This is a genomic window from Variovorax paradoxus (genome assembly GCF_024734665.1).
Lineage (GTDB): Bacteria > Pseudomonadota > Gammaproteobacteria > Burkholderiales > Burkholderiaceae_C > Variovorax.
Map to the genome: position 1 here is coordinate 7009886 of NZ_CP102931.1, position 24660 is coordinate 7034545.

A 24660-nucleotide genomic window follows, 5' to 3' on the forward strand; every position below is an offset into this window, starting at 1 on the left:
CTGCCATGGCGGCAAACGCCGCCTTGCGCCAGAATCGTCCGCCTCCCACGACAGCGCCCTTGCCGCCATGAACATCGCCGATTCCTTCCTCGCCAACGCCGCCCGTTTCGTCGAGATCCGACGCGACATCCACGCCCACCCCGAACTCGGTTTCGAGGAGCACCGCACCTCCGAGAAGGTCGCGAACCTGCTGACCGGATGGGGCATCGAGGTGCACCGAGGCATCGCCGGCACGGGACTCGTCGGCGTGCTGCGCAAGGGCACGGGCTCGCGCACCATCGGCCTGCGCGCCGACATGGACGCGCTGCCATTGCACGAAGCCAACGAGTTCGCCCACAAGTCGACCAACCCCGGCCGCATGCACGCCTGCGGCCACGACGGCCACACCACGATGCTGCTGGCCGCCGCGTGGCACCTGTCGCAGCAGGGCCCCGGCGACTTCGACGGCACGGTGCATTTCATCTTCCAGCCCGCCGAGGAGATGGGCAAGGCCGGCGCGAAGAAGATGATCGACGAGGGCCTGTTCGAGCGCTTTCCGTGCGACGCGGTCTTCGGGTTGCACAACTTTCCGGTGGGCGACGTGGGCCGCTTCGCGCTCAATGAGGGCGCGCTGATGGCGTCGAGCAACACGTACAAGATCACCTTACGTGGGCGCGGCACGCACGCGTCGATGCCGCACACGGGCATCGACCCGGTGGCGGCGGTGGTCACGCTCGCGCAGCAGCTGCAGACCATCGTGGCGCGCACCATTCCGAGCACCGAGCGTGCGCTGCTTGCGGTCACGCAGCTGCAGGGCTCCGATGCGCCCAACGTGATTCCCGATGTGGCGACAGTGGGCGGAACCATCCGCACCTTCTCCATCGAGGCCATCGACAAGATCGAGGCCCGCCTGCGCGAAGTGGCCGCGGGCGTGGCGGCGGCACATGGCTGCACGGCCGAGGTGTATTTCAACCGCTCGTCGCCGCCGACAGTGAACCACCCGGCCGAAGCGCGCTTTGCCGCCGGCGTGATGCGCGAAGTGGTGGGCGACGACATGGTCACCGACAACTTCCCGGCCGTGATGGGCGCCGAAGACTTCGCGCACATGCTGCTCGCGCGGCCGGGCTGCTATGCCTTCCTGGGCAATGGCGACGGCGACCATCGGCTGGACGGCCATGGGCCCGGCCCTTGCATCATCCACAACACCTCGTTCGACTTCAACGACGAGATCATCCCGATCGGTGCCAGCTACTTCGTGAAGCTGGTGCAGCGCTGGCTGCCGTCGGGCGTTTGAATTTTTCACTGTCGACGATGACGAAGAAAGTGGCCACCCAGATGACCTCCACCCCGCTCACCCGACGTTCATTGACCGCGCTTGCAGCCGCGGCGGTGCTCTGTGCCGTTGCACCGGTGCATGCGCAACAGCGCGTGATCCACATCGTCGTGCCCTTCGCCACCGGCGCGGTGCAGGACACGGTGGCGCGCGCCTTCAACAACGAACTGGGCGCGGCGCTGAATGCCAGTGCGATCGTCGAAAACCGCGCGGGCGCGGGCGGCACGGTGGGCGCGGCCCTGGTGGCACGCGCGCCGGCCGACGGCAACACGCTGATCCTGGCGGCCGCGAGCCACAACATCGCGGGCTTTCTCTACAACAAGCTGAGCTATGACCCGCTGAAGGATTTCGTCGGCGTGGCCAACGTCGGCAATGCGGGCTATGTGCTGGCGGTGGCGAGCGGCATGAATGTGTCGAGCACGGCCGACTTCATCAAGGAGGTCAAGGTCAACCCAGGCAAGTACAACTACGCCTCGGCGGGCAATGGCAGTGCCACGCACCTCGCGATGGCGTCGTTTCTCGCGAAGGCCGGGCTGCAGATGACGCACATCCCGACCAAGTCGACCGGCGAGGCTGTCAACGAGGTGCTCGCTGGCCGCGTGCAGGCGGTGATCTCGTCGAGCATCGGCGTGATCGGGTTCCAGGACGACGCGCGCATGAAGCTGCTGGCCTCCACCGGGCAGTCGCGCAGCCCCTTCCTGCCGAAGCTGCCGACGGTGGCCGAGAGCGGGCTGCCGGGCTACGCCTTCGATTCGTGGATCGGTCTGCTCGCGCCGGCCGCTACGCCCAAGGCAGAGGTCGAGCGCCTGAACGCCGCGGCCAACAAGGTGCTGGCCGACCCGGCGATCCAGGAGCGCTTCAAGCGGCTGGGTGTGGAGCCGCGCAGCCAGAGCGCGGAGGAATTCCAGAAGCTGCTGCGTTCGGATTGGGATGCGATGGGGGTTGTGGTTAAGGCTTCGGGGGCGAAGATCGATTGAGGGTGTTCAGGGTGGGTGCACAGAGCGCCGGGTACTCCCCTCCGCGAATGTCCCCCGGCCTTCGGCCTCCTCCTTTATTTCGCTGCGGGGAGCACCCGGCGCTCTGTGCACGAGGGCACGTCGCTGCTGTGCGGCCGATCAACCAGCGCCCCGAACAAGGCAAACGCGCTCCATGTAGGACGCCGGTCAATTGACAACGCGCCGCCCGCGTTCATGCTTCCTGATGGGTTCCGGGGCATTCCGCTTCGGACCGTAAAAGGGGCTTTTCATGGATCCGACGTCGCCATTCAACCCGCCTCCGGGCCAGCCGGCGGGCAAGTCGCCCAAGGCGCTGTGGGCCGTGATCGGCGCATTGAGCGTGGCCGTGGTGGCGCTTGGCGGGGTGTTGCTTCACCGGCAGGAGCCGGTCGCGAGTGCGAGTGCACCGCCGCCAGTCGTTGCCGCAGCATCACCCACTGCACCGGACGATTTCAAGCCTGAAGCCATGCCACCGGCGCCTGCCGTGCCACCTACGGCGACGGGCCCGGCGCCACAAGCGAGGGCGGCTGCACCGATGCCCGCCCCCATGCCAGCCCCGGCTATCGAGCCCGGACCGGCGCCAGGCGTGATGAACGCACCACAGGTCGCTGCCGCGCCTCCCGCCCCGCCACCTTGCGCGGTCTGCGGCCATGTCGAATCGGTTCGCCCGGTTCAGAAGCGCATCCAGAACACCTCGGGCGTGGGGGCCGTGGCTGGTGGCGTGGTGGGTGGCCTCGTGGGCAACCAGTTCGGCCATGGCAATGGGCGCGTCGCGACCACCGTGCTCGGCGCAGTGGGTGGCGGCTTCGCGGGGAACGAGATCGAGAAGCACGTGCGCACGGTCACGGTCTACGAGGTGGGCGTGCGCATGGACAACGGCACGCTGCGCACGGTCGAGACGAAGACCGCGCCGCCCATCGGCAAGCCGGTGACGCTCAAGCGGGGCCTGCTGCGCCCCGCGGACGGTCGCAAGTAGCGCGACCTACCCCGCCTTCGCTCCCGGATATCACAGAAAAACCGGGCGCGGAAGAGTGCACGCCCCAAAGATATCTTGACCATATATCCTTAATATATTTAAAGTGCGACGCTTCCACACCACCGCACATCCACAAGGAGCGATCAAGTGAGCAATCCCCGCTGGCAAGGCATCTTCCCCGCCGTCACCACCAAGTTCCACGCCGACGAGAGCATCGATGCAGAGGGCACGGCCCGTCATATCGACTTCCAGATCCGCAACGGCATCCACGGCCTCGTCACCTGCGGCTCGCTCGGCGAAGCCAGCACGCTGACGCTGGAAGAAAAGCTGCAGGTCGCGAAGATCGCGCTGGAAGCCGCCGACGGCCGCATCCCGGTGCTGGCCAACGTGTCCGAAACCAGCACGCGCGAAGCGCTGCGCTACGTGGACGGCGCCAACAAGCTCGGCGTGGCCGGCTTCATGGTGATGCCCTCGGTGATCTACGTGGCCGATGCGCGCGAGGCGATGCTCAATGTGCGCACCATCGCCAACGCCGCGCAGAAACCCATCATGGTCTACAACAACCCGGTGGCCTACCGCGTCGACCTGAAGCCGCAGCACATGGTCGAGCTGGCCGACTGCGAATGGATCGCGGCTATCAAGGAAAGCACCGACGACATCCGCCGCATCACCGACCTGCGCAACACCGTGGGCGACCGCTACCAGCTGTTCCTGGGCGTTGACGACCTCGCCTACGAAGGCCTGGCGCTCGGCTGCGACGGCCTGCTGGCCGGTGTCGGTTGTGCGTTCCCGCGCGAGACCGTGGCGCTGTACGACCTGATGAAGGCCGGCAAATTCGCCGAAGCGCTCAAGCTCTATCAGTGGATGACGCCCATGCTGCACCTCGACGTGTCGACCAAGCTGGTGCAGAACCTCAAGCTCATCGACATGCTGGTGGGTGTGGGCAGCGAGCACATGCGCCGTCCGCGTCTTCCGTTGATCGGCGAGGAGCGCGCCTTCATCGAAGCGATCGTCAAGAAGGCGCTCGCGACGCGGCCCACTCAGTACCAGTCGGTCATGTAGTCGCACACAACGAACGTCCTTTCTCATCGTCCCCAACCTAGGAAGAAGCATGAAGACAAAAGCAGGCATGGTTCCGTTTCTAAGCCTCGCGGCACTCGCCCTTGCAGGCCAGGCGTACGCGCAGGAGCAGGTGGTCAAGATCGGTCACAGCGGTCCGCTGTCGGGCCCCAATGCCTTCGCGGGCAAGGACAATGAAAACGGCGTGCGCCTCGCCGTCGAGGAGCTCAACGCGAAGAAGCTCGTGGTCGGCGGCAAGACGCTGAAGTTCGAGATGGTGTCGGAAGACGACCAGTGCGACGCCAAGACCGGCGTGAGCGTGGCGCAGAAGTTCGTGGACGACGGCGTCAAGTACGTCATGGGCCCGTACTGCTCGGGCGTGGCCATCCCGGCTTCGCGCATCTACAGCGAAGGCGGCACCATGGTCTCCACCGTGGGCACCAACCCGAAGGTCACGCAGGGCGGCTACAAGAACCTCTACCGCATCATCGCGAGCGACAACCAGATCGGCTCCAGCATGGCCGTGTACGCGGCCAAGGAGCTGAAGGTGAAGAAGGTCGGCGTGATCGACGACCGCACCGCCTTCGGCCAGGGGCTCGCCGAAGAGTTCACCAAGGAAGCGAAGAAGCAGGGCCTGACCGTGGTCGGCCAGGAGTTCACCACCGACAAGGCCGTGGACTTCACCGCCATCCTGACCAACATGAAGGCCAAGGCGCCAGAGGCCATCTTCTTCGGCGGCTATGCACCGCAGGCCGCGCCCATGGCGCGCCAGATGAAGCAGCTGGCCGTGCCCGGCAAGCTGCTTGGCGGCGACACCGTGTGCAGTCCGGCCACTGGCAAGCTCGGCGGCGACGCGGTCAACGACCTGGTGTTCTGCGCGCAGGGCGGCTCCATCCTCGAGAAGGCGCAGAGCGGCCCGGCGTTCAAGGAAAAATTCAAGAAGCGCTTCAACGCCGACCCAGATGCCTACGCGGCTTCGTACTACGACCAGGTGCTGTTCATCGGCGAGTCGATGAAGAAGGCCAACTCCATCGATCCAGACAAGGTGGGCGCGGAGCTCTACAAGGCAACGTACAAGGGCGTAGCCGCAACCTATGCCTACGACGACAAGGGCAACATGAAGCAGGCGCCCATCACTGTGTTCACCTTCAAGAACGCGGCCCCGGTGCCCATTGCCAGCTACTGAACGAACGGACGACGCCACATGCAACGCATCCAGGTCATCGACTCGCACACGGGCGGCGAGCCCACGCGCCTTGTGATCGGCGGCTTTCCTGATCTGGGCGGCGGCAGCATGGCCGAGCGCCGCGCGCTGCTGGCCGACCAGCACGACAAATGGCGCGCGGCCGCCGTGCTGGAGCCGCGCGGCAGCGATGTGGTGGTGGGCGCGCTGCTGTGCGAACCGGTGTCGCCGGATGCGGCTGCCGGCGTGGTCTTCTTCAACAACGCCGGCTACCTCGGCATGTGCGGCCACGGCACCATCGGGCTGGTTGCGAGCCTTGCGCACATGGGGCGCATCGGCGTGGGCGAGCACCGCATCGAAACGCCCGTGGGCACGGTCACGACCACGCTGCATGAAGACGGCTCGGTGAGCGTGCGCAACGTGCCCGCGTACCGGCATCTGCACCAGGTGGCGGTCGAGCTGCCGGGCCACGGCACCGTGCGCGGGGATGTGGCCTGGGGCGGCAATTGGTTCTTCCTGGTGAGCGAACACGGCCAGCGCGTGGCGAGCGACAACCTCGCGGCGCTGACCGACTACACCACTGCGTTGCGCAAGGCACTCTCGGCCCAGGGCATCACCGGCGCGGACGGCGCGGAGATCGACCACATCGAGCTCTTCGCTGCAGATGACGAAGGCGCCGACAGCCGCAACTTCGTGCTGTGCCCCGGCAACGCCTACGACCGCTCGCCATGCGGCACCGGCACCAGCGCCAAGATCGCCTGCCTCGCGGCCGACGGCAAGCTCGCGCCCGGCGAGGTGTGGAAGCAGGCCAGCGTGATCGGCAGCGTCTTCGAGGCCAGCTATGCGATGGACGGCGACAAGGTCATTCCCACGCTGCGTGGCCGCGCGTACATCAGCGCGGAAGCCACGCTGCTGATCGACGACGAAGACCCGTTCGGCTGGGGCATCCGGCTCTGACGCCGCGCGGCATGGACGCGGATGTCATCGTCATCGGCGCCGGCATCGTCGGCGCGGCTTGCGCGCAAGCGCTTGCACAGGCGGGCCGCCGCGTGCTGGTGCTCGATGCGCGCATCGGCGGCGCTACCGGCGCGGGCATGGGCCACCTCGTGGTGATGGACGACAACGCGGCCGAACTCGAATTGAGCCGCCATTCGGTCGCGCAATGGCGCGAGCTTGCGCCGCGCATGAGCGAAGACTGCGCGTACAGCGCCTGCGGCACGCTGTGGATTGCCGCCAACGACGAAGAGATGGCCGAGGCCGAACGCAAGCAGCAGCGGCTGCGCGCGCACGGCATCGACAGCCGGCTGCTCGATGCGCGCGAACTGGCGAACGCCGAGCCCGCCTTGCGCAAGGGTTTGGCGGGCGCGCTCGAAGTACCGGGCGACGGCATCCTCTATGCGCCGAATGCGGCGCGCTGGCTGCTTGCGCAGGCCACTGACTCGGTGCGCGTGGAGCACGCGAAGGTCGAGGCCATCGAAGACGACGGCGCGCTGAGTCTCGCGGACGGCAGCCACCGCACCGCGCCGCAGATCGTGCTCGCCAACGGCATCCAGGCGACGACGCTGTGCCCCGAACTTCCGATACGCCCGAAGAAGGGCCACCTGCTCATTACCGACCGCTATCCGGGCACGGTGCATCACCAGCTGGTCGAGCTCGGCTATGTGACCAGCGCGCACCACAGCGACGGCGACTCGGTCGCCTTCAACGTGCAGCCGCGCCCCACGGGGCAGCTGCTGGTCGGCTCGTCGCGCCAGTTCGACACCACCGATCCGGCGGTCGAAGCGCCGATGCTGGCGCGCATGCTCCAGCGCACGCTCGATTACCTGCCGGGGCTCGCGAATCTCAATGCGGTGCGTTCGTGGACCGGTATGCGTGCGGCATCGCCCGATGGGTTGCCGCTGCTGGGTAAGCACCCTTGGCGCGAGAAGCTCTGGCTTGCCGTCGGGCATGAAGGCCTGGGCGTAACCACGGCGCCGGGCAGCGCGCACTTGCTCGCGGCATTGATGACCGACGCCACTCCCGACTTCGACGCGACGCCGTATGCACCGCGCGGATTGCGGGAGACAGCATGAGCGCCCACACCCTGTTGAACATCGACGGCCACCTGGTCCGCGTAAAGGCGGGCAGCTCAGTCGCCGCCGCGCTGCGTGTGGCTGGTGGCATGGGCGTGGCGCGTACGTCAGTCACCGGCCAGAAACGCGCGCCGTTCTGCGGCATGGGCGTGTGCCAGGAGTGCCGTGTGCTGATCGATGGTCGCCGCAGGCTCGCATGCCAGACGGTCTGCGCCGAAGGCATGCGCGTGGAGACGACGGGATGAGCATGGAACATTGCGATGTGCTGATCGTCGGCGCGGGCCCGGCCGGCATGGCCGCTGCGGTGGCTGCCGCGCCGAGCGGCGCATCGATCGTCGTCATCGACGACAACCCTGCCCCCGGCGGACAGATATGGCGCGACGGCCCCGGCGCGACGCTGCCGCCAGCAGCACGCAAATGGCGCGACGCACTCGAGCGCCACGCCAACATCCGCGTGCGCAGCGGCACCCGCGTCGTCTCCGCGCCTTCGCCCAACGAGCTGCTGCTCGAAGACGCGGAGCGCACCACGCGCATGCAATGGCGCAAGCTCATCCTCTGCACCGGCGCGCGCGAGCTGTTGCTGCCCTTCCCCGGCTGGACGCTGCCCGGAGTGACCGGCGCGGGCGGCCTGCAGGCGCTCATCAAGGCCGGCATGCCGGTCGAGGGCGAGCGCATCGTCATCGCGGGGAGCGGCCCCCTGCTGCTCGCCGCCGCCGCAACGGCACGTGCCGCGGGCGCGAAGGTGCTGCGCATCGCCGAACAGGCTTCGTTCGCCTCGGTCGCGCGCTTCGGCGCCAGCCTTGCGCGCTGGCCGGGCAAGGCCGCGCAGGCAGTGACGCTCGCCGATCCGCAGTACCGCACTTCGTCGCGCATCGTCTCGGCACAGGGAGCGACGCAGGTCGAATCGGTTCGTCTTCGGCAAGGCAGCGGCAGCGAAGTCGAGATCGCCTGCGACCGCATCGCCTGCAGCTTCGGCCTCACGCCCAACACGCAGCTGGGGCAACTGCTCGGCTGTGCCCTCACGCCCACGGGCCCAGGTGCGCAGGCCCTGGCGGTCGATGCCTTGCAGGCCACCAGCGTCGCCGGCGTCTATGCAGCGGGCGAGTGCACCGGCTTCGGCGGAAGCGAACGCGCGCTGGCACAGGGCACCATCGCCGGCCACGCCGCCGTCGGCAACGAGCGCGCGGCAAAAGCGCACGAGGGCGAACGCGCCCGCTGGAACGCCTTCGCCGCCCAGCTGCATCGCAGCTTCGCGCTGGCCGCCGACATCAAGGCCATGCCGCAGCCCGACACGCTCGTGTGCCGCTGCGAAGACGTGCCCTTCTCCGCGCTGGCAGGCTGCAGCGGCTGGACCGACGCCAAGCTGCATCGCCGCTGCGGCATGGGCGCGTGCCAGGGGCGCGTCTGCGGCGATGCGGCGCAGCTTCTCTTCGGATGGACGCCGCCTGTGCCGCGCCCACCGCTGTCGCCAGTCCGCATAGCGACACTCGCGGGTCTGGTGAACGACGGCGACACCCGACAATGACGCCGCCGCATTCGCGGAAAAAGAAAACCATGGCCGCCCCGAAGAAGACTGCTCCAAAGAAGACAAGCTTGCGCCCGCCGCCCAAGCGCCGCGCCGCCGACATGGCCTACGACGCCATCGAGACACTGCTGTCGACCATGCTGCTGAAACCCGGCAGCCAGGTCGTCGAGGCCGAGCTTGCCGAGCGCACGGGGCTGGGCCGCACGCCGGTGCGCGAGGCGCTGATGCGCATGGTGTCCATCGGCCTCATCGTGCAGCAGCCGCGCCGCGGGCTGCTGGTGTCGGCCATCGACCTGGCCGACCATCTCGACGTGATCCAGACCCGGCGCGTGCTCGAACTGCTGATTGCCGCCTGCTCCGCGCGCCGGGCCACCGCGCAGCAGCGCAAGGAAATCGTGCATTGCGCCGAGATGATGGTCGAGGCCGCAGGCCGCGGCGACCTCAACGACTACATGCAGGCCGACCGCGCGCTGGACCTCGTCAACCACCAGGCGAGCCACAACGATTCAGCGGTGAAGGCGGTGGTGCCGCTGATCGTGCAATGCCGGCGCTTCTGGTACGCGTACCAGCATGAAGGCGAGATCGTCGAGGGCGCGAATGCGCACCTCGAACTGGCCCAGGGCATCGCGACGGGCGACGAGGCTGCGGCCATCGCGGGTGCCAACCGGTTGATGGACTATCTCGAAGTCTTCGCCCGCAAGATCATCGACAAGTAGGCCGAAGGGCCTCGCCCGGCACCCGGGGAATTCCGCGTGTTCCACAGCGGCTCGCAGCGCCATACTGGCCTCATGGCCGCCGCCCCCCGTGCCCAACCCGAAGACTTCTTCACCACCGACGAGTGGCAGTCGCTCACTGCGCGCTCGTCGTGGAAGGGCCTGTGGCTGGTGCTGCACTGCTGGGGCGTGATCGGTGCCGCCATGCTGGTGGGCATCGTGTGGCCGTGGACCATTCCGCTGGTGGTGCCCATCGTCGGCGCGCGGCAACTGGGCCTGTTCATCCTCATGCACGACGCGGCGCATGCGGGGTTGCATCGCAATCGCAAGGTCAACGACTGGGTGGGCTACTGGCTGTGCTCGTCGACGTTGCGCGACTACCGGCCGTACCACCTGCAGCACCACCGCTTCGTGCAGCAGACCGAAGACCCTGACCTCGTGCTGTCGGCGCCCTTCCCGATCACGCGGGCCTCGATGTGGCGCAAGGTTGTGCGCGACATGAGCGGGCAGACTTTCTACAAGCAGCGCTTCGGGCACATCGCCGAGGGCATTCGCAATCGCGCTGCGGGCGAATCGGTCTTGAAGGTGCTGGGCCGGGAGCTTGCGAAAGACCGCCGCTTTCTCATCGCCAACGGCCTCGGCTTCCTGGCCTTTGCCGTGGCCGGCTACTGGTGGGCATGGCTGCTGATGTGGCTGCTGCCGATGGCGACGTGGCTGCCGCTCGTGAGCCGCGTACGCAACATCGCCGAACACGCGCTCGTCGCGCAGAACGAGGCCGATCCGCTGCGGCAGGCCCGCACCACGCACGCCGGCTGGCTCGAACGCATCCTGGTGGCGCCCTACTGGGTCAACTACCACTGCGAGCACCACATGTTCACCAACCTGCCCTGCTGGGCCTTGCCAGAGGCGCATCGCCTGCTGCAGCGGCAGGGCGCGATCGTGCGAATGGAAGTGCAGCCCGGCTACCTGAGCCTGCTGAAGCGCGCCACGGCGCTTGCCGCCTAGCGGATCGCCGGCGCGGGCCGCACCAACGGCTGTGCGCCGCGCTGCGCATGCTGGCTGAGCCAGATGCTCGCGATCACGATGCCGATGCCCGCCACCTGCCACGCCGACAAGCTCTGCCCCAGCAGCGCCCAGCCAAGGATCACTGCCGTCACCGGGCTCAGGAAGGCCAGCGGCGCGATCGCCGATGGCTCAAGCTTGGCCACACCACGGAACCACACGATGTAGGTCAGCGCAGCGCCCACGAGGCCGAGCCAGCCGAAGCCGATCCAGTTCTGCGCCGTGAGCGCGGGCAGCGGCGGTTCCAGCAGCAGCGCCACCGGCAACAGCAGCAGGCCGCCCGCGGTGAGCTGCCAGGCGGTGAACGTCAGCGCGGACACCGGCGGCTGCCAGCGGCGGCTCAGCACCGTGCCGAAGGCCATCGACACTGCCGCGGCGATGGCTGCGGCAATGCCGATGGCATCGAGCGCCGCATTCGGCGTGAGCACCAGCAGTGCGACCCCGCCGATGCCGACCACTGCCGCCGCCACCGACAGCGCGCGCACCGGCGAGCCCAGGAAAACGCTCGCGAGAAACACCACGAGCAGCGGCTGCACCGAAGTGATCGTCGCCGCGACGCCGCCCGGCAGTCGATACGCCGCGAGAAACAGCATGGCCCAGAGGATCGAGAAGTTCAGCGCCCCGAGTACGAAGATGCGACCCCACCAGGCACGTTCGGGCAACTGCCGCACGATCGCAAGCAGCAGCAGACCGGCGGGCAGCGCGCGCAGCAGGGCAACTGTCAGCGGGTAGTTCGCCGGCAGCAGCTCGGTGGTCACGATGTAGGTGCTGCCCCAGATGGCGGGCGCGGTCGCGGTGAGGAGAACGTCGGTGGTGCGGCTGGTCATGCCTCGAATCTAGTGAGTTGACCCTTGGTTGTGAATGCTCGAATAATGAATTGATTCTTTACTGTCGGTCGTCAATCCAGCATGGACCATCTCACGGCTCTCAAGGTCTTCCGCACCACCGCCGCCGCGGGCAGCTTTGCCGGCGCCGCGCGGCAAATGGGGCTCTCGGCCGCGGCCATCAGCAAGAACATCGCGGAGCTGGAGGCGCATTTGAAGGTGCGGCTCATCAACCGCACCACTCGGCAGATGAGCCTGACCGAAGCGGGCGCTGCGTACTTCGAGCGCCTGTCGCGCATCCTCGACGAACTCACCGAGGCCGATGCCGCGCTCGCGCCCATAGGCAGCAGCCCCGGCGGCGTGCTGCGCGTGAGCGCGCCGCTGACCTTCGCGCTCACTTCGCTGTCGCCGGCCATTCCCGAATTCATGAAGCGCTACCCGAACCTGCGGCTCGAACTGAACCTGCAGGACAGCCGCTCGGACATCATCGGCGAGGGCTACGACCTCGCCATCCGCGGCAGCGACCGGCTGGAGGATTCGAGCCTCGTCGCGCGCAAGCTGATGACCATGACGCACGTGCTGTGCGGCGCGCCCGGCTATTTCGCCACCTTCGGCCGGCCCGCGCAGCCCGAAGACCTGAAGGCCCACGAGTGCGTGCAGTTCACGCTGTCGGGCCACGCAAACAAGTGGACCTTCAGCCGCGCCGGCCGCAGCGTGGTGGTGCCCATCGACGGGCGCTACAAGGTCAGCTCCAGCATCGCCGTGCGCGACGCGCTGCTTGCGGGCTTCGGCCTGAGCCTGATCCCGCGCATCTACGTCGAGAGCGAACTGGCTTCAGGCCGTTTGCAAGCCGTGCTCGAAGACTGGGAGGCCGACCGGACGCCGATCTACGCCGTCTACCCCTCGCGTCACTTGGCGGCCAAGACCCGCGCCTTCGTCGACTTCCTGGTCGAGCGCTTTTCCGCGCGCTGACCGTTCAGCAGCGTGCCGAGGCGGGTGTGGCGCACCAGCAGCTGGTAGCTGGCGAGCGCCACCAGCGACGTGGCCGCGATGTTCAGGCCCATCTTCGCGACCGCGTCGAAGGGCGCGTTGAACAGCAGGATGCCGAAGCCGATGGTGCCGAGCATGTGCACCAGGTACACCCAGTACGAGCTTTGCGACAGGTAGGCCAGCACGGCGTTCTGGCGCGGCAGGTAGCGCACGAAGCCGCCGATCAGGGCCAGGCTCCAGAGCCATGCGGTCGCGTTGTAGACGAAGGCGATCCAGAACTCGGGGTGCGGCAGTGACTGGAGACGGTTGCCGCGCAATGCCCCCAGCAACACCACCGTCGCCACAAGGAATGCGAGGCCGGCCACCGCATGGCCCTTGCAGCGCGACGCGAACAGCGCCAGCAGCCGCTCCTGCTGGCCGTGCACGTACCAGCCGACCACGAAGAAGAGCCCGCTCTGCACCCATTCGGCCAGCGGCGGCAGGAACGAGCCGCTCTCCGTGACCATGCCGGACGGATAGAAAGAGCCGACGAGTGCCAGTGGCAGCGCCAGCACCGCGAAGCCCCAGCGCCGTTCGGCCAGCGTCACGAACCCGTGGGCCAGCGTCTCGCGCAGCCGCACCGGCACGAAGCGCTGCAGCCGCACGCCGGCCCAGGCCATCACGCTGAACCAGAACAGCTGGTACAGGAACCACAGGTGCATGGTGTTGAAAGGCGAGCCGCCGGGCTGCCGCGCGGGCGTCAGCGCAGGGTCGATACCAAGCACGCCGCGCGCCGTCAGGTGGATGTAGACCATCGCCAGCACGGTGGTCGCCACGAACAGCGGCGGCCAGAAAATCGCGAAGGGCAGCGCCAGCCGCAGCGCGCGGTTTCGCAGCATGCCGCCGGCACCGCGCCGTGCAACCAGCAGCGCGACGAAGAAGCCGGCCAGCACGAAGAACACCGGCATGCGGAAGCTGTGGATGAAGAGCAAAAGCAGGTCGGCGACCGGCGACGTCTTCGGGTCGCGCCATGGCAGCGGCGAATTGATGGTGAGGTGGTTGATCGCCACGTGCAGCACGATGCCGAGCCACATCATCAGGGCGCGGAGGTTGTCGAGCGCGTGGAGCCGTTGGGGCGTGGTTGGGTTGTTCATGCGGCCACTGTCGGGCCTCACGCAACGTCAGGGTCAAGCGCTGCTGGTGGGCGGCAGCGAATTTTTCTGCTGCAGCACGGCCATGGCGCGCAGCAGGTAGTCGCGCACTTCGGGCGTGGTCACGGCGGCGGCCTGCAGCACCGGCTCTGCATTCATCGCCCGCATCAGGCGGGCTGCCAGGCCGGGGTCGTGGTTGGTGAAGGCGGCGAACAGGCGCGCCCACTCGCGCGCGATGGCCTGCACCGACTCGTCTTCAGGAGGGACGGCGCGCGCCCGCAGCACGGCGAGTTCGCCCGCCAGGCGCCGCCATTCGTCCTCGGGCGGGTGGCTCAGGTGCGCGAGATCGTCGGTGCTCAGGTGGCGCAGCAGCGCGGCCATGCGCATGCCGATGGCTTCGCCGATGTACTCCACCAGTTCGGCCGGCGGCCCGTCGTCGCTGCGCGCCACGGCCTCGCGCCGGTACATCTCGCCCCAGCGTGTGATGAGGTCGAAGCTGCCGTCCATCCACTGGCCCATCAGCGTCATCCAGCGGGCGGCCAGCGGCTGCACCTCGGGGGCGCTGGCCGGCACGCCGCGCGACATCAGCGTGGCAACCTCGGCCACCAGCGGCGGCCACCTGTCGGCCACGTCCTTCCAGTTGGCCATGAACGACCTGATCTCGGCGGGGCTGAAGTAGCGCCCATAGGTGGTCATCTTCTCGAGCGTGTCCAGCCAGTCCTTCATGTCGGGCTGGGCGCCTTCGTCCAGGCGCTGCTGCAGCAGGCCGAGGCGTTCACGCAAGGCCGTGGCCTGTGCGATCTGCTGGTCGAGCGATTCGATCTGCCGCGCGATGATGGTGGGCAGCGAACTGCTCTCCGCACCCAGCAAGGCGCCGATCTCCGCCAGCGGCAGGCCCAGCAGCCGCAGTGCCTGGATCGCGTGCAGGCGGGCGATGTCGGCCGCGTTGTAGAGCCGATAGCCGGCCTCGGAGCGTGCCGAGGGCGCGAGCAGGCCGATGGCGTCGTAGTGGTGCAGCGTGCGCACCGTGAGGCCGGTGTGCCGGGCGAGTTCTCCGACCTTGAGCAGCATGAGGGCGCTCCGGCAGGGGCTCAGTCCGCTTCGGGCGCCGGCTCTGGGCCCTGCCAGCCCAGCAGCTCGGCCAGCCGCTGCACGATCCAGCCCGCCTCGGCCGCTGATACGCCGGATTCAGGCGTTGCCAGCCCGGCGTGGATGCGCCGCAGGATCTCGCTTTCGACCGGCACCTCGGTGTGGTGCTGGATCTGCGCGTGGCCCACGAGGTGGCTGGCGAGGTCTTCGCAGATCTCGTAGCGCTCGCGCACCACGCCGATCGGCTCGCTCAGGCGCTGGCGCGCATCGGTGTACACCGCGAAGAACGAGGGCGGGATGAGGATCTGGTTGTCGTCGGACATTGCGATTTATAGCTGCCCCAATGACAAAACGCGCCCTGGGGCGCGTCTGTCGTGGCTCAGGTGGGAGCCAGGCGGGGGCTGATGGATCAGCCGCCCTTCTTGGCGCGCTTGCCAGGGTTCTTCTTGCTGCGCGTTGCGGTGCCGCGTTCCAGGCTGACCTTCTGGCCGCCACCGGAGCGAGGCGCCGTGTAGCCGGGCAGGGGCGTCGGCTTCGGGGTGGCAACGCGGTCGGCTTCGGTACGAATTTTCTTGGGCATGAAAAGCTCGGGTAAAAGTAATGTTCGAGCCGCAATTAGGCCACATCGAGAATTTCACATGCCAATAGCCGAAACAACCGGCGGTGTCGAGCGTGCACGCTTCGTTTCGGGGTCGCTGCTGCGGCATGTCTGCGTGATGGCGGGCACGGGCGCCATCGGGCTGATCGCAGTGTTCGCGGTCGACCTGATCAACCTGTTCTACATCTCGCTGCTCGGGGAGAAGGCGACGGCCGCGGCGGTTGGCTTCGCGGGCGTGGTGGGCTTCTTTCATGCGTCGCTGTGCATCGGGTTGACCATCGGCATCGCGGCTGTGGTGTCGCGCACGGTGGGCGCCGGACGCATCGAGGACGCGCGCCGCATCGGCACCTCGAGCCTCGTGCTGATGACGGCGGTGTCGGTGGTGGTGGGCACGGGCACGGCCTTCTTTTTGCACCCCGCGCTGCAGGCGCTCGGCGCCGAGGGCGAGACGGCGCGGCTTGCGCAGCGGTATCTCTCGGTGACTGTGCACACGCTGCCTCTGCTGGGCATCGGCATGGCAACTTCGGCGCTGCTGCGTTCGATCGGCGATGCACGCCGCGCGATGACGGTGACGCTCGCGGCCGCCTTCGTGACGGCGGTGCTCGACCCGATATTGATCTTCGGCTTCGGGCTGGGGCTCGACGGCGCGGCCATCAGCGCGGTGGTCTCGCGCATGGTGCTGGCGGCCATCGGGCTGCATGGCGTGATGGTGAAGCACCGGATGCTCGGGCGCTTCGATGCACAGCGGCTGGCCGGCGATGCACGCGCGCTCGGCACTGTGGCCGGGCCGGCTGTGTTGACCAATCTTGCGACGCCAGTGGGCGCGGCCTTCGTCACGCATGCGGTCGCGCAGTTCGGGCCGTCGGCGGTGGCGGGCGCGGCCACCATCGACCGGCTGACGCCAGTGGCCTTCGGGCTGGTCTATGCGCTCAGCGGTGCGGTCGGGCCGATCCTTGCGCAGAACCTGGGCGCGGGGCAGTACCGGCGCGTGCAGGAGGGGCTGCGCGACAGCCTGCTGTTCATGGTGGCGTCGGTGGCCGTGGCGTGGCTGGTGCTGGCACTGGGACAGGGCGTGCTGATTCGCGCGTTCTCGGCCGACGGGCTGGCGGCGGAGCTGATCTCGCTGTTCTGCAGCTGGCTGGCCGCGAGCTTCTTCTTCGCGGGCGGGTTGTTCGTGGCGAATGCGTCGTTCAACAACCTCGGGCATCCGCTGCTGTCGACGACGTTCAACTGGGGGCGCGCCACGCTGGGCACGATTCCGTTCGCCTGGTGGGGCTCGCACTACGGCGCGGCCGGCGTGCTGATCGGGCAGGCCGTGGGCTCGTCGATCTTCGGCTTGCTGGCGGTGGTGGTGGCGTTCCGGCTGGCCGCGAAGCTGGCGCGGCAGGAGGCGCCCGATGCGGCGCCGGCACCGGTGCTCGATGCACCGGTGGCGCCGACTTCGGCGCTCGTCACGCCGCAGCCAGCAGGGGCTGCTACAGGTCCTGCAGCGTCAGCAGCCGCACCTTGACCGACTTGCCCTTCACGCGGCCGCTGGACAGCTTGCGCGCCGCCTCTTCGGCGATGGCGCGGTCGACCGCCACGTAGGTCGAGAACTCGTTGACGTTGATCTTGCCGACCTGGTCCTTCGCGTAGCCGCAATCGCCCGTGAGCGCGCCCAGCACGTCGCCGGCCCGGATCTTTTCCTTGCGCCCGCCGACGATCTGCAGCGTGGCCATCGGCGGCTGCAGCGGCGCGCCCTTGCCCGGCGTGAGCTCGGCCAGTTCGTGCCATTCGGACTCGCGGCCCTGCAGCTGCTCGATCTTTCCGACGCTGCCCATCTCGTTCATGCTGGCCAGGTTCAGCGCCAGGCCCTCGGCGTCACCCGACTGGCCCACGCGGCCGGTGCGACCGATGCGGTGGATGTGGATTTCGGAATCGGGCGTCACGTCGACGTTGATCACCGCTTCGAGCTGCGCAATGTCGAGCCCGCGCGCCGCCACGTCGGTTGCCACCAGCACCGAGCAGCTGCGGTTGGAAAACTGCACCAGCACCTGGTCGCGCTCGCGCTGCTCCAGTTCGCCGAACAGCGCCAGCGCGCTGAAGCCCTGGGCCTGCAGCACCTCGACGAGGTCGCGGCACTGCTGCTTGGTGTTGCAGAAGGCCAGCGTGCTGACGGGGCGGAAATGGTCGAGCAGCAGGCTCACGGTGTGCAGCCGCTCGCTGTCCTTCACCTGGTACCAGCGCTGGCGGATCTTGCTGCCTTCATGCTGCGCCTGCACCGTGATCTGCTCGGGGTTCTTCATGAACTGCTGCGCGAGCTTGGCGATGCCTTCGGGGTACGTGGCCGAGAACAGCAGCGTCTGGCGTTCCTTGGGGCACTGGCGCGCCACCTTCACGATGTCGTCGAAGAAGCCCATGTCCAGCATGCGGTCGGCTTCGTCGAGCACCAGCGTGTTGAGCGCCGAGAGGTCGAGGTTGCCGCGCTCCAGGTGGTCCATCAGGCGGCCTGGAGTGCCGACCACGATGTGGGCGCCATGCTCCAGGCTGGCGATCTGCCCGCGCAACGCGACGCCGCCGCAGAGCGTGACGACCTTGATGTTTTCCTCGGCGCGCGCGAGGCGGCGGATTTCGGTCGTGACCTGGTCGGCCAGCTCGCGCGTCGGGCACAGCACCATCGACTGCACCGCGAAGCGACGGGGGTTCAGGTTGGAGAGCAGCGCCAGGGCGAAGGCGGCGGTCTTGCCGCTGCCGGTCTTGGCCTGGGCGATCAGGTCCTTGCCGAGCAGCGCTGGCGGCAGGCTGGCCGCCTGGATCGGCGTCATCTGCGTGTAGCCGAGCTGCGTGAGGTTGGCCAGCATCTGGGGCGAGAGCGCCAGCGCGGCGAAGCCGTTGTCGGCAGGGGCCTGGGCTTGCGGGCCGCCGGCTGTGGGATTGGGTGTGGTCATCGTTCAGCAGCCGGACAGACGCACGAATGACAAAGGCCTTGCCGGCGCCCGTCGCGGGGCGCCGCAAGGCCTTTCGTCAGTCGCGGATCAGCGGCGGGGTGCGTTGTTGTTGCCGGAGTTGGTCGGCGGCGGGCCGCGACGTTCCAGGTGACGGAAGGTGATACGGCCCTTGGTCAGGTCGTAGGGCGAGAGTTCGAGCGACACCTTGTCACCCGCCAGGATGCGGATGTGGTGCTTGCGCATCTTGCCGCCGCTGTAGGCGATCAGCTGATGGCCGTTGTCCAGCGTGACGCGGTAGCGCGAGTCGGGCAGGACTTCGGTCACTGCGCCGTTCATTTCGATCAGTTCTTCCTTGGGCATGTGTGGTTACCTCTGAATCGTTCGATGTGTGTTGGAGATGGAATTGGGCGTAATTGTTTCAGCCCGCGCACGGAAGCGCGAGAGGGGCATTGCTGGGAGCGCGTTCGCGCACCCAGCCGAGGCCCTGGTCGATGGCGTAGCCGACGGCGGCTGCGTGGCTGGCAAAGCGCGGCGTGAAGCGCATCACGCGGTCGTGCATGCCGCTGCCGTGGCCGGAGCGGATCGAGACGGAAGCAGCGTAGTTGCCGTCGTCCTGGTGTCGAATGAGCGGGGAAACAAGGTACTTGCCCACCGCGATACTGTGTTGAATGATGTCCATGAAGCCTTGGCACGCCGCGCGGATACAGAGCGCGAAGTGCCTGAAAAATAATTGAAAACGGGCGTGGGCCGGCCGGAATGGCGCGGCGGACGCGCTATTCGCTTCAACAGGAACGAAGGCAGTGGTGGCAATCATGGGCGCCCGGTCTGGCGCTCCAACACACTGTGAAAGCCGGCTTGGGAGTGAGAGGCCTGAATAATCCAAGGACAGTGCAGGTCAGCCGGCGGTATTGACGAAATTCTTCGTCGTGGTATCGAAACGAACCCGACATTATAGCTTGCGGGGCATGACAATTGCCGGTCTTAAAAACAACGATCCCATGAAAAAGGCCCCGAAGGGCCGTGATTGGAGAGTTGTTTGCTATCAAAAAAATAGTAATTCGACAGGCGCTCAGGCCGCCGCAGCCGCCGCCAGCGTCGAACCGGCCGTCCGCGCCTTGTGCGCCGCGCGTAACAGCAGCATCAATCCCGCGAACTGGAAGGCCGCGCCCACCCAACCCACCGCGCTGACGCCGACCAGGTCGATCGCCGCGCCGCCGAACACCGAGCCCGCCGCAATGCCGAGGTAGATTGCCGAGGCGTTGAGCGACAGCGTCATCGGTGCGCGCTCCGGTGCCAGCCGGATCAGCCGCACCGCCTGCGCCGGCCCGAAGCCCCAGCCAGCGAAGGCCCACAGCGCCGACAGCCCCACGATCAGCGGCAGCGCCAGGCCGCGCGGCAGCATCTGCGCCGAGAACGACAGCCCGCCCAGGATCACCACCAGCATCAGCGCGAAGCCCTGCGCCGTGCGGTCGGCGCCGAGGCGGTCGGTGGCCCAGCCGCCGGCCGCGGTGCCGATGGCCGCCGCCACGCCGATGGCGAAGAACATCGCGCCTACGGCCTCGGTGCCGAAACCCAGCGTGCCCGAAAGGAACGTGGCGATGTAGGTGTAGAAGCTGAAGCCGCCCGTGGTCCACAGCATGGTGGTCAGCAGCGCAGGCAGCACGCCCGGTTCGCGGGCCACGGCGAACGCCGGTGTGCCCTTCGTGGCGGCGGCTGCGACGACCGGCGCCTGCGCCAGTTGGCGCGGCAGTCCAAGCGCGAGCCCCCATGTGGCGAGCGCCGCCACCGCCGCGATCAGCAGGTAGGCCGTGCGCCAGCCGCCCCAGCCCGCGATCCACGCGCCCAGCGGCACGCCGAGCGCGACCGCCACCGTACCCCCGCCGGTCACGATGGCCAGCGCCCGGCCGCGCAGCGCGGGCGACACCATCGCGGCCGCCACCGCGCTCGCGGTCGGCAGGAACACGCCGGCTACCAGCCCCAGCGCGACCCGCGCCAGCGCCAGCTGCGCAAAGCCGTGCGCCATCGACGCCGCCAGCGTCAGCGCCGAGAAGGCCGCGAGGCTGGCAATCAGCAGCGGCCGGCGCCCGAAGCGCGCCAGTAGCGCTGCCATCACCGGCGAGCCGATGGCGTAGCTCAGCGCGAACAGCAGCACCAGCTGCCCGGCCCGCGCGGCGCTGATCTGCAGATCGGCCGCCAGCACCGGCAGCAGGCCCACGACCATGAAGCTTTCGGTGCCGAGGGCGAAGGCGCCCAGCGCAAGCCAGCCCAGGCTCAGCGGCAGGCGTTCGGTTGCCGGTTGCTGCTGCGATGTCGAGAGATCCGTGTTCATGAGGGACTCCGTGGCAAGTGTGTTCAAGGCCTCCAGAATAGGTTTGCAATTGGTTCTTCAAAAGAACCACAATTGGCGAAGTTCATGGAGCCACTTTTCGAACTCGCCATCCGCCTGCCGGGCGCCGGCTCGCGCGACCTGCTGCGCGAGGTGCACCGCCAGCTGCGCAGCGCCATCCTCGACGGCCGGCTGCAGCCCGGCGCGCGCCTGCCTGCCACGCGCGCTCTGGCGCTGCGGCTGGGCGTGTCGCGCAACACCATGCTCGCGGCCTACGACCTGCTGCTGAGCGAGGGCTACCTGCTGGCGCGCCCCGGCGCCGGCACCTACGTGGCGGACACACTGCCGGCGTCCCGGCGCGGCCGCAGCACGAAGGCCTCGACGGCCAAGCGCGACCCCCGGCTGGCGCCGCTGAACGTCCCGGGCGCCGACCTCGCGCCCACCCTGCAGCCGCAGTCCGCGCGCGACGACTTCCGCGTCGGCCTGCCCGACGTGAGCGTCTTTCCCTTCGACATCTGGCGCCGCCTGAGCGACCGCGCGCTGCGTCGCGTCGCGCGGCAGACGGCCGACTACGCCGACCCGCAAGGCCAGGGCGCGTTGCGCGAGGCCATCGCGAAGCACGTGTCCTTCACCCGCGCGGTCGGCTGCACCGCCGACGACATCGTCGTCACCGCCGGCGCGCAGCAGGCCTTCGGGCTGCTCGCGCGCATCCTCGTCGTGCCGGGGCGCACGGTGGTTGCGGTCGAGCAGCTGTTCTATCCCTCGCTGCGCGAGGCCATGCTGGCCGCGGGTGCGAGAGTGATGACGGTGCCGACCGATGGCGAGGGCCTGTGCGTGGACCGCATCCCGCCCGAGGCGCGCGTGGTCTGCGTGACGCCCTCGCATCAGTTCCCCACCGGCGTCGCGATGTCGCCGCAGCGGCGCGCGGCCCTGTTGGCCTTCGCGCGGGCGCGCAACGCCGTCGTCATTGAGGACGACTACGACAGCGAATTCCGCTTCGCCGGCCGCCCTCTCGATGCGCTGCAGACGCTCGACCGTGCCGAGTCGGTCTTCTACGTCGGCACCTTTTCCAAGAGCCTGTTCCCCGCCTTGCGCCTGGGCTTCGTGGTGACGCCGCCGTGGGCGCGCGCGGCGCTGGTGCGGGCGCGCGAGCTGGCCGACTGGCACGGCCCGGTGCTCGGGCAGGAGGCGCTCGCCGCCTTCATCGCCGAAGGGCACCTGGCGCGGCACATCCGCAAGATGCGCAAGATCTACGGCGCGCGGCGAACCGTGTTGCTCGATGCGCTGGCACGCCACTGCGCGGGCAGGCTCGAAGCGATTCCATCCGACGCGGGCTTGCACCTGTCGGCCTGGCTGCACGGCGGCACGCGCGACCACACGGTGGTCGAACGCGCGGCCGCAGCTGGCATCACGCTGCCGCCGCTGTCGCGCTACGCGCTCGATCCGAACGCGCCTGGCACGCCCAACGGCCTTGCCTTCGGCTACGGCCTCATAGCCGCGCCGCAGATCGACGGCGCCATCCGGCGGCTGGTGGCGTTGCTCTGAGGATCGGTCAGCCGATCCCGAGCATCCGCTTGTTGGCCGCCACGTCGACGCCGCCCGCCGCGAAGTCGTCGAAGGCCCGGTCGGCCACGCGGATGATGTGGTCGGCGATGAACTTCGCGCCCTCGCGCGCGCCGTCTTCGGGGTGCTTGATGCAGCACTCCCACTCCAGCACCGCCCAGCCCGGGAAGTCGTACTGCGCCATCTTCGAGAAGATGGCCTTGAAATTCACCTGCCCGTCGCCCAGCGAACGGAAGCGCCCTGCCCGGTTGATCCAGCTCTGGAAGCCGCCGTACACGCCCTGCTTGCCGGTCGGGTTGAACTCGGCGTCCTTCACGTGGAAGATCTTGATGCGCTCGTGGTAGTGGTCGATGTAGGCCAGGTAGTCGAGCTGCTGCAGCATGAAGTGGCTCGGGTCGTACAGCAGGCAGGCGCGCGGGTGGTTGTTCACGCGCTCCAAAAACATCTCGTAGCTCACGCCGTCGTGCAGGTCTTCGCCGGGGTGGATCTCGTAGCCCACGTCCACGCCCACGGCGTCGAAGGCGTCGAGGATCGGCCGCCAGCGGCGCGCGAGTTCGTCGAAGGCTTCCTCGATCAGGCCCGGCGGACGCGGCGGCCACGAGTAGAGGTACGGCCAGGCCAGCGCGCCCGAGAAGGTCGCGTGCGCCGTGAGCCCCAGGTTGGCCGAGGCCTTTGCCGCAAAGTGCAATTGCTCGACGGCCCACTGCTGGCGCCGCACCGGGTCGCCGCGCACCTCGGGCGCCGCAAAGCCGTCGAAGCCCGCGTCGTAGGCCGGGTGCACCGCCACAAGCTGGCCCTGCAGGTGCGTCGAAAGCTCGGTGATCTCAAGGCCGTGCTTTGCCAGCGTGCCCTTCACCTCGTCGCAGTAGGTCTTGCTTTCGGCGGCGCGTTGAAGGTCGAACAGGCGGGCGTCCCAGCTCGGGATCTGCACGCCCTTGTAGCCCAGCCCGGCAGCCCAGCCGGCGATGCCGTCGAGCGTGTTGAACGGGGCGGTGTCTCCCGCGAACTGGGCCAGAAAGATGGCGGGGCCCTTGATCGTTTTCATCGGCTTGTCTTCCTTATTCGTTGGGGCAGCGTTGAAAGCATACTTGGCGTGTCGTCCGACCCCGTGCGAGAGGCCAACGAGCCAAAATGGACTTTCCTTTTCGCATCAATCGCCCGGTTCCCACCGACGACAGTCCCGCGATGACACAACCTGTTTCCGCTCGGCTCAAGATCGGCCTGTCCGCCTGCTTCTCGCACGCCGACCCGGCCCGCTCACTCTTCACCAACAAGACGCTGCAGTACGTCGAGCAATCGATCGCGCACTGGCTCATGTCCGCCGGCGCCATGGTCGTGATGGTGCCCTGCCCCACCGGCGAAACCGCGCGCGGCGACACCAAGCTGTCGCACTACGCCGAATGGCTCGATGGCGTGGTCATGCACGGCGGCGCCGACGTCTGGCCCGGCAGCTACGGCGAGGTGCCATTGAAGGACGCGTGGATCGGCGACCAGATCCGCGACCTCTACGACCTTGCGCTGGTCGAAGCCTTCGAGCAGGCCGGCAAACCCATCTTCGGCGTGTGCCGCGGGCTGCAGCTCATCAACGTGGCCTTTGGCGGCACGCTCTACCAGGACATCGAGGCCCAGCACGAGGGTGGCCTGCGCCACCGCGACCCGGTGACCTACGACCAGAACTTCCACGAGATCGAGCTGGTGCAGGGCACGCGGCTGTCGAAGCTCTATCCGCAGGTGGAGAAGGCGCGCGTCAACAGCATCCACCACCAGGGCATCAAGGGCCTCGCGCCGGGTTTCGAGATCGAGGCCTGGAGCCTGCCCGACCGTGTGCCCGAGGCCATCCGCCGCCGCCCCGACAAGGGCCGCAGCTACATCGCCGCGACCCAGTGGCACCCCGAGTTCCACAAGTACGGCAGCACCGAGACGGTCGACGACACGCCGATCCTGCATGACTTCCTGTGGGCCTGCGCTACCGCGAAGGTCGCGCCCAAGACGCCGCCGCGCTCCAGCTCCGGCAAGATCCGCGACCGCGCTGCGCGGGTGCTGCGCCAGGCGCTGCTGCGACGCTAGGTGGCGCGCACGGCCTGATCAGCGCGACGACTTGTTCGTCGTGCTGCTGACGCCGGCGTCGATCGTGCCGAACACCGTGACGCCGCTGCCGCCGGTCGCGCCCGATGTATTGGCGCCGCTGCTGGCCGGGGCCGGACCGGTGCCCGCGCAGCCTGACACCAGCGCGCCCATTGCGATCACGAACACGGCTGCAATGAATGGCTTCACTGGAAACTCCAAGAGATGGTTTGGTTGACGGTTGTTGCCGGC

26 protein-coding genes are annotated in these 24660 nt (G+C 68.2%); 15 read left to right on the forward strand and 11 right to left on the reverse strand.

Features of this window, described 5'->3' with window-relative positions; all coding sequences use genetic code 11:
* Positions 1 to 67 precede the first annotated feature (67 nt).
* From NWF24_RS32785 to NWF24_RS32835, 11 genes are all read left to right on the forward strand, one after another.
* The gene (locus tag NWF24_RS32785) at positions 68 to 1273 is read left to right on the forward strand and encodes a M20 aminoacylase family protein (protein ID WP_258352163.1); all 1206 of its coding nucleotides are present in this window, start codon (positions 68 to 70) and stop codon (positions 1271 to 1273) included.
* A gap of 17 nt (positions 1274 to 1290) precedes the next feature.
* Positions 1291 to 2289: a tripartite tricarboxylate transporter substrate-binding protein gene (locus NWF24_RS32790; RefSeq protein ID WP_258352164.1), complete on the forward strand. Its 999-nt coding sequence runs from the start codon at positions 1291 to 1293 to the stop codon at positions 2287 to 2289.
* A gap of 268 nt (positions 2290 to 2557) precedes the next feature.
* A complete protein-coding gene (locus NWF24_RS34240; RefSeq protein WP_309148851.1) occupies positions 2558 to 3283 on the forward strand; it encodes a glycine zipper 2TM domain-containing protein in 726 nt (241 codons plus the stop codon).
* Positions 3284 to 3430: 147 nt separating this feature from the next.
* Positions 3431 to 4345 (forward strand): dihydrodipicolinate synthase family protein, encoded by a 915-nt coding sequence (locus NWF24_RS32800; protein ID WP_258352165.1) that lies wholly within the window; start codon positions 3431 to 3433, stop codon positions 4343 to 4345.
* A gap of 49 nt (positions 4346 to 4394) precedes the next feature.
* Positions 4395 to 5528: a branched-chain amino acid ABC transporter substrate-binding protein gene (locus tag NWF24_RS32805; protein WP_258352166.1), complete on the forward strand. Its 1134-nt coding sequence runs from the start codon at positions 4395 to 4397 to the stop codon at positions 5526 to 5528.
* Positions 5529 to 5546: 18 nt separating this feature from the next.
* Positions 5547 to 6482, forward strand: a complete 936-nt coding sequence (locus NWF24_RS32810; protein WP_258352167.1) for a 4-hydroxyproline epimerase — start codon at positions 5547 to 5549, stop codon at positions 6480 to 6482.
* 11 nt (positions 6483 to 6493) lie between these two features.
* Entirely contained in the window at positions 6494 to 7597 is a 1104-nt protein-coding gene (locus NWF24_RS32815; protein WP_258352168.1) for an NAD(P)/FAD-dependent oxidoreductase, read from the forward strand.
* Positions 7594 to 7842 (forward strand): (2Fe-2S)-binding protein, encoded by a 249-nt coding sequence (locus tag NWF24_RS32820; RefSeq protein WP_258352169.1) that lies wholly within the window; start codon positions 7594 to 7596, stop codon positions 7840 to 7842. The genes NWF24_RS32815 and NWF24_RS32820 overlap by 4 nt, the downstream gene beginning before the upstream one ends.
* Entirely contained in the window at positions 7839 to 9122 is a 1284-nt protein-coding gene (locus NWF24_RS32825; RefSeq protein ID WP_258352170.1) for an NAD(P)/FAD-dependent oxidoreductase, read from the forward strand. Before NWF24_RS32820 ends, NWF24_RS32825 begins: the two co-directional genes overlap by 4 nt.
* A gap of 29 nt (positions 9123 to 9151) precedes the next feature.
* Positions 9152 to 9838: a GntR family transcriptional regulator gene (locus NWF24_RS32830; RefSeq protein ID WP_093055148.1), complete on the forward strand. Its 687-nt coding sequence runs from the start codon at positions 9152 to 9154 to the stop codon at positions 9836 to 9838.
* 72 nt (positions 9839 to 9910) lie between these two features.
* Positions 9911 to 10840: a fatty acid desaturase family protein gene (locus NWF24_RS32835; RefSeq protein ID WP_258352171.1), complete on the forward strand. Its 930-nt coding sequence runs from the start codon at positions 9911 to 9913 to the stop codon at positions 10838 to 10840.
* Here NWF24_RS32835 and NWF24_RS32840 read toward each other — a convergent pair.
* Complete coding sequence (locus NWF24_RS32840; RefSeq protein WP_258352172.1) at positions 10837 to 11724, reverse strand: DMT family transporter; 888 nt, start codon at positions 11722 to 11724, stop codon at positions 10837 to 10839. The genes NWF24_RS32835 and NWF24_RS32840 overlap by 4 nt on opposite strands.
* A gap of 81 nt (positions 11725 to 11805) precedes the next feature.
* Between NWF24_RS32840 and NWF24_RS32845 the strand changes: the two genes are divergently transcribed.
* Positions 11806 to 12693, forward strand: coding sequence for a LysR family transcriptional regulator (locus tag NWF24_RS32845; RefSeq protein WP_258352173.1), 888 nt, complete (start codon positions 11806 to 11808; stop codon positions 12691 to 12693).
* Here NWF24_RS32845 and NWF24_RS32850 read toward each other — a convergent pair.
* From NWF24_RS32850 to NWF24_RS32865, 4 genes are all read right to left on the reverse strand, one after another.
* Positions 12630 to 13844, reverse strand: coding sequence for an acyltransferase family protein (locus tag NWF24_RS32850; RefSeq protein WP_258352174.1), 1215 nt, complete (start codon positions 13842 to 13844; stop codon positions 12630 to 12632). The two genes, NWF24_RS32845 and NWF24_RS32850, sit on opposite strands and share 64 nt — an antisense overlap.
* Before the next feature lie 33 nt (positions 13845 to 13877).
* Positions 13878 to 14912 (reverse strand): MerR family transcriptional regulator, encoded by a 1035-nt coding sequence (locus NWF24_RS32855; RefSeq protein WP_258352175.1) that lies wholly within the window; start codon positions 14910 to 14912, stop codon positions 13878 to 13880.
* A gap of 20 nt (positions 14913 to 14932) precedes the next feature.
* Positions 14933 to 15253, reverse strand: a complete 321-nt coding sequence (locus tag NWF24_RS32860) for a hypothetical protein (protein ID WP_093055160.1) — start codon at positions 15251 to 15253, stop codon at positions 14933 to 14935.
* Positions 15254 to 15339: 86 nt separating this feature from the next.
* Positions 15340 to 15510 carry a hypothetical protein gene (locus tag NWF24_RS32865; protein WP_176928792.1) on the reverse strand — a complete coding sequence of 57 codons (171 nt, stop codon included), beginning with the start codon at positions 15508 to 15510 and terminating at the stop codon, positions 15340 to 15342.
* A 58-nt stretch (positions 15511 to 15568) separates the two neighbouring features.
* On the opposite strand from NWF24_RS32865, the gene NWF24_RS32870 reads away from it, so the two are divergent.
* Positions 15569 to 17038 carry an MATE family efflux transporter gene (locus NWF24_RS32870; protein WP_258352176.1) on the forward strand — a complete coding sequence of 490 codons (1470 nt, stop codon included), beginning with the start codon at positions 15569 to 15571 and terminating at the stop codon, positions 17036 to 17038.
* Here the strand turns inward: NWF24_RS32870 and dbpA are convergent.
* The 4 genes from dbpA to NWF24_RS32890 all read right to left on the reverse strand — a co-directional run bounded on the left by dbpA (position 17004) and on the right by NWF24_RS32890 (position 20784).
* Positions 17004 to 18455 carry an ATP-dependent RNA helicase DbpA gene (gene dbpA / locus NWF24_RS32875; RefSeq protein WP_093076324.1) on the reverse strand — a complete coding sequence of 484 codons (1452 nt, stop codon included), beginning with the start codon at positions 18453 to 18455 and terminating at the stop codon, positions 17004 to 17006. The genes NWF24_RS32870 and dbpA overlap by 35 nt on opposite strands.
* A gap of 87 nt (positions 18456 to 18542) precedes the next feature.
* Positions 18543 to 18815 carry a translation initiation factor IF-1 gene (gene infA, locus NWF24_RS32880; protein WP_015867950.1) on the reverse strand — a complete coding sequence of 91 codons (273 nt, stop codon included), beginning with the start codon at positions 18813 to 18815 and terminating at the stop codon, positions 18543 to 18545.
* A gap of 58 nt (positions 18816 to 18873) precedes the next feature.
* Positions 18874 to 19134: a hypothetical protein gene (locus NWF24_RS32885; RefSeq protein ID WP_258352177.1), complete on the reverse strand. Its 261-nt coding sequence runs from the start codon at positions 19132 to 19134 to the stop codon at positions 18874 to 18876.
* A gap of 390 nt (positions 19135 to 19524) precedes the next feature.
* Positions 19525 to 20784: an MFS transporter gene (locus NWF24_RS32890; protein WP_258352178.1), complete on the reverse strand. Its 1260-nt coding sequence runs from the start codon at positions 20782 to 20784 to the stop codon at positions 19525 to 19527.
* Between the two features lie 84 nt (positions 20785 to 20868).
* Here NWF24_RS32890 and pdxR point away from each other — a divergent pair, with 84 nt between their 5' ends.
* Positions 20869 to 22326, forward strand: a complete 1458-nt coding sequence (pdxR, locus tag NWF24_RS32895) for a MocR-like pyridoxine biosynthesis transcription factor PdxR (protein WP_258352179.1) — start codon at positions 20869 to 20871, stop codon at positions 22324 to 22326.
* A gap of 7 nt (positions 22327 to 22333) precedes the next feature.
* Here the strand turns inward: pdxR and NWF24_RS32900 are convergent, their stop codons facing one another.
* Complete coding sequence (locus tag NWF24_RS32900; RefSeq protein ID WP_093055176.1) at positions 22334 to 23389, reverse strand: sugar phosphate isomerase/epimerase family protein; 1056 nt, start codon at positions 23387 to 23389, stop codon at positions 22334 to 22336.
* Positions 23390 to 23529: 140 nt separating this feature from the next.
* Here NWF24_RS32900 and NWF24_RS32905 point away from each other — a divergent pair, with 140 nt between their 5' ends.
* A complete protein-coding gene (locus NWF24_RS32905) occupies positions 23530 to 24411 on the forward strand; it encodes a gamma-glutamyl-gamma-aminobutyrate hydrolase family protein (protein WP_258352180.1) in 882 nt (293 codons plus the stop codon).
* An 18-nt stretch (positions 24412 to 24429) separates the two neighbouring features.
* Here the strand turns inward: NWF24_RS32905 and NWF24_RS32910 are convergent, their stop codons facing one another.
* On the reverse strand, positions 24430 to 24618 hold the full coding sequence (locus tag NWF24_RS32910) for a hypothetical protein (RefSeq protein ID WP_258352181.1): 189 nt from the start codon (positions 24616 to 24618) through the stop codon (positions 24430 to 24432).
* Positions 24619 to 24660 lie beyond the last annotated feature (42 nt).

Excerpts from the sequence above, each read along its gene's own strand:
- NWF24_RS32835 (WP_258352171.1), top strand. The coding sequence starts at position 9,911 with ATGGCCGCCGCCCCCCGTGCCCAACCCGAAGACTTCTTCACCACCGAC.
- NWF24_RS32825 (WP_258352170.1), top strand. The coding sequence starts at position 7,839 with ATGAGCATGGAACATTGCGATGTGCTGATCGTCGGCGCGGGCCCGGCC.
- NWF24_RS32850 (WP_258352174.1), bottom strand. The coding sequence starts at position 13,844 with ATGAACAACCCAACCACGCCCCAACGGCTCCACGCGCTCGACAACCTC.
- NWF24_RS32890 (WP_258352178.1), bottom strand. The coding sequence starts at position 20,784 with ATGAACACGGATCTCTCGACATCGCAGCAGCAACCGGCAACCGAACGC.
- NWF24_RS32810 (WP_258352167.1), top strand. The coding sequence starts at position 5,547 with ATGCAACGCATCCAGGTCATCGACTCGCACACGGGCGGCGAGCCCACG.
- NWF24_RS32790 (WP_258352164.1), top strand. The coding sequence starts at position 1,291 with ATGACGAAGAAAGTGGCCACCCAGATGACCTCCACCCCGCTCACCCGA.
- NWF24_RS32820 (WP_258352169.1), top strand. The coding sequence starts at position 7,594 with ATGAGCGCCCACACCCTGTTGAACATCGACGGCCACCTGGTCCGCGTA.
- NWF24_RS32855 (WP_258352175.1), bottom strand. The coding sequence starts at position 14,912 with ATGCTGCTCAAGGTCGGAGAACTCGCCCGGCACACCGGCCTCACGGTG.
- NWF24_RS32815 (WP_258352168.1), top strand. The coding sequence starts at position 6,494 with ATGGACGCGGATGTCATCGTCATCGGCGCCGGCATCGTCGGCGCGGCT.
- NWF24_RS32830 (WP_093055148.1), top strand. The coding sequence starts at position 9,152 with ATGGCCGCCCCGAAGAAGACTGCTCCAAAGAAGACAAGCTTGCGCCCG.
- NWF24_RS32865 (WP_176928792.1), bottom strand. The coding sequence starts at position 15,510 with ATGCCCAAGAAAATTCGTACCGAAGCCGACCGCGTTGCCACCCCGAAG.
- NWF24_RS32870 (WP_258352176.1), top strand. The coding sequence starts at position 15,569 with ATGCCAATAGCCGAAACAACCGGCGGTGTCGAGCGTGCACGCTTCGTT.
- dbpA (WP_093076324.1), bottom strand. The coding sequence starts at position 18,455 with ATGACCACACCCAATCCCACAGCCGGCGGCCCGCAAGCCCAGGCCCCT.
- NWF24_RS32885 (WP_258352177.1), bottom strand. The coding sequence starts at position 19,134 with ATGGACATCATTCAACACAGTATCGCGGTGGGCAAGTACCTTGTTTCC.
- NWF24_RS32840 (WP_258352172.1), bottom strand. The coding sequence starts at position 11,724 with ATGACCAGCCGCACCACCGACGTTCTCCTCACCGCGACCGCGCCCGCC.
- NWF24_RS32900 (WP_093055176.1), bottom strand. The coding sequence starts at position 23,389 with ATGAAAACGATCAAGGGCCCCGCCATCTTTCTGGCCCAGTTCGCGGGA.
- NWF24_RS34240 (WP_309148851.1), top strand. The coding sequence starts at position 2,558 with ATGGATCCGACGTCGCCATTCAACCCGCCTCCGGGCCAGCCGGCGGGC.
- infA (WP_015867950.1), bottom strand. The coding sequence starts at position 18,815 with ATGCCCAAGGAAGAACTGATCGAAATGAACGGCGCAGTGACCGAAGTC.
- NWF24_RS32785 (WP_258352163.1), top strand. The coding sequence starts at position 68 with ATGAACATCGCCGATTCCTTCCTCGCCAACGCCGCCCGTTTCGTCGAG.
- NWF24_RS32805 (WP_258352166.1), top strand. The coding sequence starts at position 4,395 with ATGAAGACAAAAGCAGGCATGGTTCCGTTTCTAAGCCTCGCGGCACTC.
- NWF24_RS32905 (WP_258352180.1), top strand. The coding sequence starts at position 23,530 with ATGACACAACCTGTTTCCGCTCGGCTCAAGATCGGCCTGTCCGCCTGC.
- pdxR (WP_258352179.1), top strand. The coding sequence starts at position 20,869 with ATGGAGCCACTTTTCGAACTCGCCATCCGCCTGCCGGGCGCCGGCTCG.
- NWF24_RS32845 (WP_258352173.1), top strand. The coding sequence starts at position 11,806 with ATGGACCATCTCACGGCTCTCAAGGTCTTCCGCACCACCGCCGCCGCG.
- NWF24_RS32860 (WP_093055160.1), bottom strand. The coding sequence starts at position 15,253 with ATGTCCGACGACAACCAGATCCTCATCCCGCCCTCGTTCTTCGCGGTG.